The organism is Fodinibius sp. SL11 (assembly GCF_052060035.1).
Classification (GTDB): domain Bacteria; phylum Bacteroidota; class Rhodothermia; order Balneolales; family Balneolaceae; genus Fodinibius.
Window position 1 is genome coordinate 1 of record NZ_JBPOEA010000030.1, and the last position, 7396, is coordinate 7396.

The window sequence follows — 7396 nt, forward strand, 5'->3', positions numbered from 1 at the left end:
GCTGAAAATACTGAATTCAACAGGATACGACGTGGAGAAATCATCTGAATTGAACAGGCTAAATTCGGTATCTCCTCCAATAGAAAGAGGATTGTTTTGTTGGATACGATAGGAAGTAAATAGGTCGTAGTTGATTGTGCCTGAACTGTCTTGGACACTGAACGGGACATGGCATTCCCAGTAAATTACATTGTTATGTCTCTTGATCATCAGATCAGGAGCAGATGGGTCTCGGTTATCTGCCTGTGTCGTATTTTGTAGCGCAAATCCCTTCCAGATCAGGGGTTCATTGTCATGGTATAATGCGGCACTCCAAAGGTCAGGTATCTGATTTAGGGTGTTGTAAAGATATTGATCGGATCGGTTTTGGAGTAGCGGCGATTGCAGGGTATTTGCGAGATCTTGTGAATCAGATAACAGTTGTTTTTGTTTCTGCAAGAAGTAATAAGCAGCTCTGTTGAGGCTGCTTTCGATAACTTCTTTATTAGTCGAAGCTGATGGTTTTACGCCATAACGCCATCCCTCAAGAACTAAAAGGAGGGCCAGTAAACCCAGAAACGTCCAGCTAAGCCAGCGGTAAAATTGGTTTTTTGAGGAAAAGGTCATCATAGCCATATCATTCAGTTCTTATACAACTGAATATGAACCGAAATTAAGGCTGAATCAAGTTGGGAATTTCGGACGTAGGTTGATCTTCTAAAATACCGATGATCGCATCAGCAGCCAGCATACCAATGGCTTCGCGTGTTTGAAAGCTGGCACTGGCAATATGAGGGGTCCGTATGCAGTTAGGCGCTGTTTTAAGCTTGGGATGTAGCTCAGGTTCATTTTCAAAAACATCCAGCCCGGCGCCGCCGATGGACCTATCATGCAGGGCTTGGGCCAGAGCTTCCTCATCAACTACAGGCCCGCGCGATGTGTTAATCAAAATAGCCTCATCTGACATTAAAGAAAGTGTTTCCTCATTGATAAGGTGATGTGTTTCATCGGTGAGTGGGCAGTGTAGGGTTATGGTATCCGATTTTGAAACCAGTTCTTGAACAGTCGGACAGAATGTTGCTTTGAGTTCTTGTTCTAAATTAGCGGACACCCGATTGCGGTTATGATAGATGATCTCCATTCCCAGTGCCTTGGCCCTGCGAGCTACGCCCGTACCAATACGTCCCATGCCAATGATGCCAAGAGTACTGCCATTAAGTTCTTTGCCCAGAAATCCAAGCGGTTCCCAGTCATTAAATTTACCATCCAAAAGATATTGCTGCGCCTCAAATAGCCGCCGCGATACGGCAAGCATAAGCCCGATAGTAAATTCTGCGCAGGAATCGGTGAGTACACCCGGGGTATTAGCTACAGCCACGTTGTGTTTTTGGGCTGCTGCAAGGTCGATGTTGTTGTAGCCGACGGCATGATTGGCAATAATTTTTAGATTTGATCCGGCTGCAATGACTTTTTCTGTGATTGGGTTGGAGAGCATGGGCAGCAATGCATCATACTCAGAAATGTCATCAATAAGCGCCTGCTCCTCATTGTAGGTTCGTCGTTCACCCACATCTACCTGATACCGCTTTTCGAGCCGTTCAATTACGGATGGAATAATAGGCTCGGTAATAAGAATACGTTTAGACATAAAATCTTATAAACTGTATGAGCTACCGTTAATAATGGCCTTCGAATGAGCCTTAAGTTCTTTGGTATTAATTTCTTTATAGATATATGAGAAGGGAGTAAGTACCTGGGCACACATCTTATTAGGATTTCGCCAAGCTTCAATATTCACATAAAGTGAGTCGCTGGAAGTGCGGTGCGAAACATTATGGAGTTTGGTGCAGGCATCGGGAAACGTGCCGCTTATTAACAGTACCGGTTTACTATTATCCGTTATCATTTTTACAGAATCGATGTAAACCTTAGATGGTTTGTGCGGTTCATCAACGGGTTTCTGAATGGTCACCAGATTTTCGAAGGATTCCATATTATTACTTTTTTGTGATGATGAGGCACAGCCAATTACAAAAATAAAAGCGGTTATGGTGTAAAGGAATAATCGCACGTTACTGATCATCTTCTATTTTTCGTACGGGCGCATCATTCCACATTCGTTCCAGGGCGTAATATTCTCGCAGTTCTTTTTTAAAAATATGGACGACAACATTCACATAATCAAGAATAACCCATCGGCGTGTTTCACGACCTTCTTCTTTCCAAGCTTTTTCGTTGAGTTTCTCTTTGGTTTCTTTGTTTACATTATCGGCAATAGCTTTAATTTGCACATCCGTATTGGCATGACAAATGACAAATTTATCAGCCAGAGTCGTTAATTCATGTACATCCAGCACGGTTATATCTTCAGCCTTACGGTCGAGGAGCGCTTCACCAATAACTTCAATCAGCTTATCAGAATCAACCGTTTTCTGGTCATTGGAACTGCTAAATTGTTGATCTGTTTGAGGAGGTGTATTTGTCATATAATATGAATTATAATTTGAGGGATTTATAATCAGAGCCGATTACTACGGTGGCATCCAGGTAAAAATCTTCTGAGGCTTCTATAAAAACGTGCTCTTCGGTGATGCCAAGTGCTTTAGCTACACGTTTTGCATTTTTTGCATCAAAAGTACGTGCTATTACAACCGTATTTTGCATATCAAAATTTTTAAAGTTGCCGGTTTCTACTACATCAAAACCATTTTTACGCAATACGGACGTAAAATCGTTGGCAAGGCCCGGCACGCCGCAACCATTCAGCACTTCAAGTTGTATAACGTTACCGATTAATTCTGGGTTATTCGTCGCTCGCTGGTTTTCAATACGAGGGTAAACAATGCGTGTAAACAAGCCGAAGATAAGAAGAGCCAGCAAGAGGCTTAAAAAGCCGATAGCCGCGTTTAAAGCAAAAGAATTCTTCTCGCTATTCTCTGATGTCATTAATTAGTGTGTTCGAAACTCAAAAGTTGCGATCGTGGAATGGTGATCCAAAAGGATTGTGTCGCATTCCGGAAGACCATGGGTTCATTCCATATCCATAGCCGGGAACTTGCTGAAATTGAATGCGAATATTGCTACGATCACTAATCTGGTAATTAAGTTCAGCGTTACGGATCAAAAACTGGGTATCCATCCCATTGCTGGAATTTGGCGACATCATGCTATTGCCAAACGGTGAGTGTAGCAGTGAAAGGTCCACCCGTCCGGTTAAATCTTCCGAAAAGAAGAAGCGCATGGTATTAGTATAAGCATTCATGTTTTGAAACTGTCCGCCGAAACTCGAAAACATCATGGAATAGGAGTGATCCATCTGCATATTAAACAGGTTGCCAAGATTTGCACCTTGGCTGGGATCATTTTGTTTAATAATGGGTCCCATTAATTCAGAGCTATTACTTGCTTCTGATCTCAATTGAGCATGAGATACCGAGCTTAGCCCCACTAAAAATAAAACAACTAAGCTTAGCGTTGATATAAAGGCTGATTTTTTCATCATAAGACAGATACCGGATTTTTAAATCACTTGATAGCTAATATAACGATTAGCACATAAAGAAAGTATAAAAAAGTCTTTATCTAAGATAAAGAGCTAAGGACAATTGTTAATGCCTTTAAAAGCTCTGCAGCTATTTAAATATGAACACTTTTTTATGCTTGCTTTGTTGGAGAATTGATTTACCAATGCGGAGGTGGAGGGATTCGAACCCCCGGAACCTAAAGGTTCAACGGTTTTCGAGACCGCCCCATTCGACCGCTCTGGCACACCTCCATGCCAAATAATTGACGTTTGTCCTACGGAATAAAATAGAGTATATTTGGAACGCTTTGAATCTGACTAAAATACCGGTTAAGGAAAACAAATAAAAGCCCATAGTTCGATAATGAAACTTACCGATTTTAAATTTGAGACAGACGACTTTAATGTCCCTGATGAACCTGTACAGCCTCGAGACGCTGCCAAATTGATGGTTTTAAATCGAGAGGACCAATCCATTAAGCACGAAACATTTGCAGATATTCATAAATATTTGGATGAGGGAGATGTTCTAATCTATAACAACACGAAGGTTTTTCCCGCGCGGCTAAAGGGCAAAAAAGAGAAAACGGATGCTGATATTGAAGTATTTTTACTTCGGGAACTGGTGCCGGAAAATATGCTTTGGGATGTGTTGGTAGAGCCTGCACGGAAAATTCGCATTGGCAATAAATTATATTTCGGTCCCAATTTGATGGCCGAGGTTATCGATAATACGACATCCCGCGGCCGAACAATCCGTTTTCTGTTTGAAGGATCAAACGAGGAGTTATATCACATTTTGGATAATATCGGTGAGATGCCACTGCCTCCATATATTGAGCGTGAAGCCCGAGAGGAAGACAAAGAGCAGTATCAAACCATTTTTGCCAAAGAACGTGGATCGGTTGCCGCACCTTTTGCAGCAATGCACTTTACGGAGGAGTTGGTTGAGAAGTTGGAGGATAAAGGCGTTGAAATGTTGCCTATAACCATGCATATCGGATGGGGGACATTCCGTCCGTGCGAAGTGGAGGATTTGACCAAACACCGTACAGATTCTGAAAATTATTATATTTCGGAGGAAACATCGGCCAAAATTAATGAAGCTCTGGCTGATAATGATCGCAAGGTTGTAGCATGTGGAACAACCTCGGTTCGGACTATTGAAACCAGTATTACGGCAAGTGGTATTTCTAAGCCCGGCACAGGGTGGACCGATAAGTTCATCTTTCCACCGTACGATTTTAAAATTACCGAAGGAGTAATTACCAACTTCCATCGTCCTGAGTCAACCCTGTTAATGCTGGGAGCCGCTTTTGCCGGTTATGATTTTCTGATGGAAGCCTATGAGGAAGCTCAGGAAAATGATTACCGCTTCTTTGCCTTTGGCGACTCAATGCTGATACTATAAACTGTGACTACGAAAACACTTATTATTCCAGCTGCGGGGGCCGGCAGTCGCATGCAAAAGGAGATCCCCAAGCCGTTTATAGAGTTGGGAGATTGCACTATTTTAGAGCAGACGATTCGCCGTTTTTTATCACTTGAAGGATTGCAACAAGTTGTAGTAGCGACCTCGGAATCGTTTTTGGGAAGGGGCCGCGATATTCTTGACGAAGTGATCCCGCCACAGATGCAAGGGCTTTGTATAACTGGCGGAGAAACACGGCAGGAATCTATCTATAATGCTTTGCAGAAAGTATCGGCGATTGATCTGGTAATGGTTCATGATGCCGTTCGTCCCTTTGTAAAGTTACAGCACATCCAAAATTGCTGTAATGCAGCTGAGCAATATGGTGGGGCCGTACTGGGGGTGCCAGCTAAGGATACGATCAAGCGCATTGATGATCAGCAGGAAATTAAAGAAACTCCATCCCGACAATATTTATGGCAGACGCAAACACCACAGGTTTTTCAAAAAGATCTGCTTGTTTGGGCATACCAGAAAGCAATGGAAGATGGTTTTACCGGAACGGATGATTCTTCTCTGGTAGAACGATTGAACGAGACCGTGAAAATGGTAGAGGGAGATCGATCCAATTTTAAGATTACTTATCCGTTGGATTTAGAGCTGGCAGAATTGTTAATCAAAGAGAGTGAGTAGAATGCGCATCGGATATGGATATGATGTACATCGGTTTGAAGAAGGAGGTCCACTTATTTTAGGAGGGATAGAGATCCCTTTTGAGAAAAGCTTGTCCGGACATTCTGATGCTGATGTATTGTTGCATGCAGTTACTGATGCGTTGCTCGGCGCGTGTGCTTTAGGTGATCTGGGGAAACATTTTCCGGATACCTCAGAAGATTATAAAAATATTGATAGCAGGGTATTGCTGAGAGATGTTTTTGTACTTATCAAGGATAAGGGATTTTGCGTTGGAAATATTGATGCTACGATTGTAGCTGAAAAACCGAAATTGGCATCTTATATAGATGAGATGCGGCAAGTGATTGCCCAAGATTTATCGGTGGATATTGATCAAGTTTCTGTGAAGGCAACGACATCAGAAGGATTGGGGTTTGAAGGTAATGGTGAAGGTGTTTCAGCAAAAGCTGTAGTGTTGTTAATAGAGAGTTAGTTATGGCTGATCAATTTATTCAGGAAGCGGTTCAGTTTATTAATACGCTTCCTCCATCAAGTATTTACCTGGTTTTTTTTCTGGTGGCGTATTTCGAGAATATTGTCCCCCCCATTCCTGGCGATGTGTTAGTTGCATTTGGCGGATATTTGGCTGCAGAATCAGTAATCGGATTGGTTCCGGTTTTACTGCTTACAACTGTAGCTTCGGTTATAGGATTTATGAGTATGTACTGGATTGGCAGTCGATGGGGAATGTTAATTCAGCAGAAGAAAAAACAATTTTGGTTGCTTCGGTTCATACCATTGAAATATGTCAATAAGGTTCGCTCATGGATGCAGCGATGGGGGATGGGAGTGGTTTTAGCAAACCGCTTTTTAGCCGGAACCCGATCTGTTATTTCATTAACAGCAGGTTTAAGCCATACTCGGATTAGCAGTACTATTTTCTTTTCGACCTTAAGTTCTATTTTATGGAATGGTATTTTGTTGGGCTTTGGATGGATCGTGCACAAGAATTGGCAACTCATCGGAAAGTATCTTTCAATTTATGGAAGAATAATTTTTACAGGTATTGCCATATTTATAGCAATTAGGCTGATAGTCTATTACTACAACAAACCAAGGCCGAATTGAAAAGATTTATACATCCCACTAAGAAAAAAGATTTAATTAGTAGTTTTATGTTGACAAAAATAAAAACTGTACTTAGTTTTGGAGTCTTTCGGCCAAGGGCTGATTGTTGCATTGGAACGTCAGCCTAAAGACGAATAAAGGCTCGATAAGCCAGCGTAGCTCAGGGGTAGAGCAGCTGTCTTGTAAACAGCCGGTCATCGGTTCGAATCCGGTCGCTGGCTCACTTGGTTCATCGAGTTTTCTGAAAGTTAAGGCCGAAATAAATTTTGACATACTGATTACGCGGGGGGATACCAAAGTGGCCAACTGGGGCAGACTGTAAATCTGTTGGCGTGAGCCTTCGTAGGTTCGAATCCTACTCCCCCCACACTAAGCGGGCGTAACTCAATTGGTAGAGTGTCACCCTTCCAAGGTGAATGTTGCCGGTTCGACTCCGGTCGCCCGCTCAGCCCTAAGCGGGAACGCACAAGCCGTTATAGCTCAGGGGTAGAGCACTTCCATGGTAAGGAAGGGGTCGTCGGTTCAATTCCGACTAACGGCTCAGCAAGTGCAGATGCAAGCATTGATGTGATTCTGAACATTTAACTGTAAATTTATTTACTCATGGCAAAAGAGACATTTCAGCGAAACAAGCCACATGTAAACATAGGAACGATAGGTCACGTAGACCACGGGAAGAC

General features: G+C 42.5%; 11 protein-coding genes and 5 tRNA genes. 9 read left to right on the forward strand and 7 right to left on the reverse strand.

Annotation, left to right across the window (positions count from 1 at the left end; translation table 11 throughout):
• The 7 genes from ACQ76V_RS15810 to ACQ76V_RS15840 form a co-directional block, all read right to left on the reverse strand.
• Positions 1–615, reverse strand: a 615-nt coding sequence (locus tag ACQ76V_RS15810; protein ID WP_441001481.1) for a hypothetical protein, incomplete at its 3' end; no start/stop codon positions are given.
• Positions 616–652: 37 nt separating this feature from the next.
• Positions 653–1627, reverse strand: coding sequence for a 2-hydroxyacid dehydrogenase (locus tag ACQ76V_RS15815; RefSeq protein ID WP_441001482.1), 975 nt, complete (start codon positions 1625–1627; stop codon positions 653–655).
• A gap of 6 nt (positions 1628–1633) precedes the next feature.
• On the reverse strand, positions 1634–1972 hold the full coding sequence (locus tag ACQ76V_RS15820) for a hypothetical protein (RefSeq protein WP_441001483.1): 339 nt from the start codon (positions 1970–1972) through the stop codon (positions 1634–1636).
• 79 nt (positions 1973–2051) lie between these two features.
• Positions 2052–2465, reverse strand: coding sequence for a ribosome silencing factor (gene rsfS / locus ACQ76V_RS15825; RefSeq protein WP_441001484.1), 414 nt, complete (start codon positions 2463–2465; stop codon positions 2052–2054).
• A gap of 10 nt (positions 2466–2475) precedes the next feature.
• Complete coding sequence (locus tag ACQ76V_RS15830) at positions 2476–2925, reverse strand: LytR C-terminal domain-containing protein (protein WP_441001485.1); 450 nt, start codon at positions 2923–2925, stop codon at positions 2476–2478.
• A 19-nt stretch (positions 2926–2944) separates the two neighbouring features.
• On the reverse strand, positions 2945–3481 hold the full coding sequence (locus tag ACQ76V_RS15835; protein WP_441001486.1) for a hypothetical protein: 537 nt from the start codon (positions 3479–3481) through the stop codon (positions 2945–2947).
• Between the two features lie 188 nt (positions 3482–3669).
• Positions 3670–3754 (reverse strand) — tRNA-Ser (locus tag ACQ76V_RS15840).
• 112 nt (positions 3755–3866) lie between these two features.
• Between ACQ76V_RS15840 and queA the strand changes: the two genes are divergently transcribed.
• The 9 genes from queA to ACQ76V_RS15885 all read left to right on the forward strand — a co-directional run.
• Positions 3867–4913, forward strand: a complete 1047-nt coding sequence (queA, locus tag ACQ76V_RS15845) for a tRNA preQ1(34) S-adenosylmethionine ribosyltransferase-isomerase QueA (RefSeq protein ID WP_441001487.1) — start codon at positions 3867–3869, stop codon at positions 4911–4913.
• 3 nt (positions 4914–4916) lie between these two features.
• Positions 4917–5606, forward strand: coding sequence for a 2-C-methyl-D-erythritol 4-phosphate cytidylyltransferase (gene ispD / locus ACQ76V_RS15850; RefSeq protein WP_441001488.1), 690 nt, complete (start codon positions 4917–4919; stop codon positions 5604–5606).
• Between the two features lies 1 nt (position 5607).
• Entirely contained in the window at positions 5608–6081 is a 474-nt protein-coding gene (gene ispF / locus ACQ76V_RS15855; RefSeq protein WP_441001489.1) for a 2-C-methyl-D-erythritol 2,4-cyclodiphosphate synthase, read from the forward strand.
• Positions 6082–6083: 2 nt separating this feature from the next.
• Positions 6084–6716, forward strand: a complete 633-nt coding sequence (locus ACQ76V_RS15860) for a DedA family protein (protein ID WP_441001490.1) — start codon at positions 6084–6086, stop codon at positions 6714–6716.
• 149 nt (positions 6717–6865) lie between these two features.
• Positions 6866–6937 (forward strand) — tRNA-Thr (locus tag ACQ76V_RS15865).
• A gap of 63 nt (positions 6938–7000) precedes the next feature.
• Positions 7001–7083: transfer RNA gene (locus tag ACQ76V_RS15870), tRNA-Tyr, on the forward strand.
• A gap of 6 nt (positions 7084–7089) precedes the next feature.
• Positions 7090–7162 (forward strand) — tRNA-Gly (locus ACQ76V_RS15875).
• 23 nt (positions 7163–7185) lie between these two features.
• A tRNA-Thr gene (locus ACQ76V_RS15880) sits at positions 7186–7257 on the forward strand.
• Between the two features lie 62 nt (positions 7258–7319).
• Positions 7320–7396, forward strand: a 77-nt coding sequence (locus ACQ76V_RS15885; RefSeq protein WP_441000376.1) for a hypothetical protein, incomplete at its 3' end; no start/stop codon positions are given.

What these genes read in the sequence shown, in the direction of transcription:
- ACQ76V_RS15815 (WP_441001482.1), bottom strand. Translation starts at nt 1,627, where the DNA reads ATGTCTAAACGTATTCTTATTACCGAGCCTATTATTCCATCCGTAATT.
- ACQ76V_RS15820 (WP_441001483.1), bottom strand. Translation starts at nt 1,972, where the DNA reads ATGGAATCCTTCGAAAATCTGGTGACCATTCAGAAACCCGTTGATGAA.
- rsfS (WP_441001484.1), bottom strand. Translation starts at nt 2,465, where the DNA reads ATGACAAATACACCTCCTCAAACAGATCAACAATTTAGCAGTTCCAAT.
- ACQ76V_RS15830 (WP_441001485.1), bottom strand. Translation starts at nt 2,925, where the DNA reads ATGACATCAGAGAATAGCGAGAAGAATTCTTTTGCTTTAAACGCGGCT.
- ACQ76V_RS15835 (WP_441001486.1), bottom strand. Translation starts at nt 3,481, where the DNA reads ATGATGAAAAAATCAGCCTTTATATCAACGCTAAGCTTAGTTGTTTTA.
- queA (WP_441001487.1), top strand. Translation starts at nt 3,867, where the DNA reads ATGAAACTTACCGATTTTAAATTTGAGACAGACGACTTTAATGTCCCT.
- ispF (WP_441001489.1), top strand. Translation starts at nt 5,608, where the DNA reads ATGCGCATCGGATATGGATATGATGTACATCGGTTTGAAGAAGGAGGT.
- ACQ76V_RS15860 (WP_441001490.1), top strand. Translation starts at nt 6,084, where the DNA reads ATGGCTGATCAATTTATTCAGGAAGCGGTTCAGTTTATTAATACGCTT.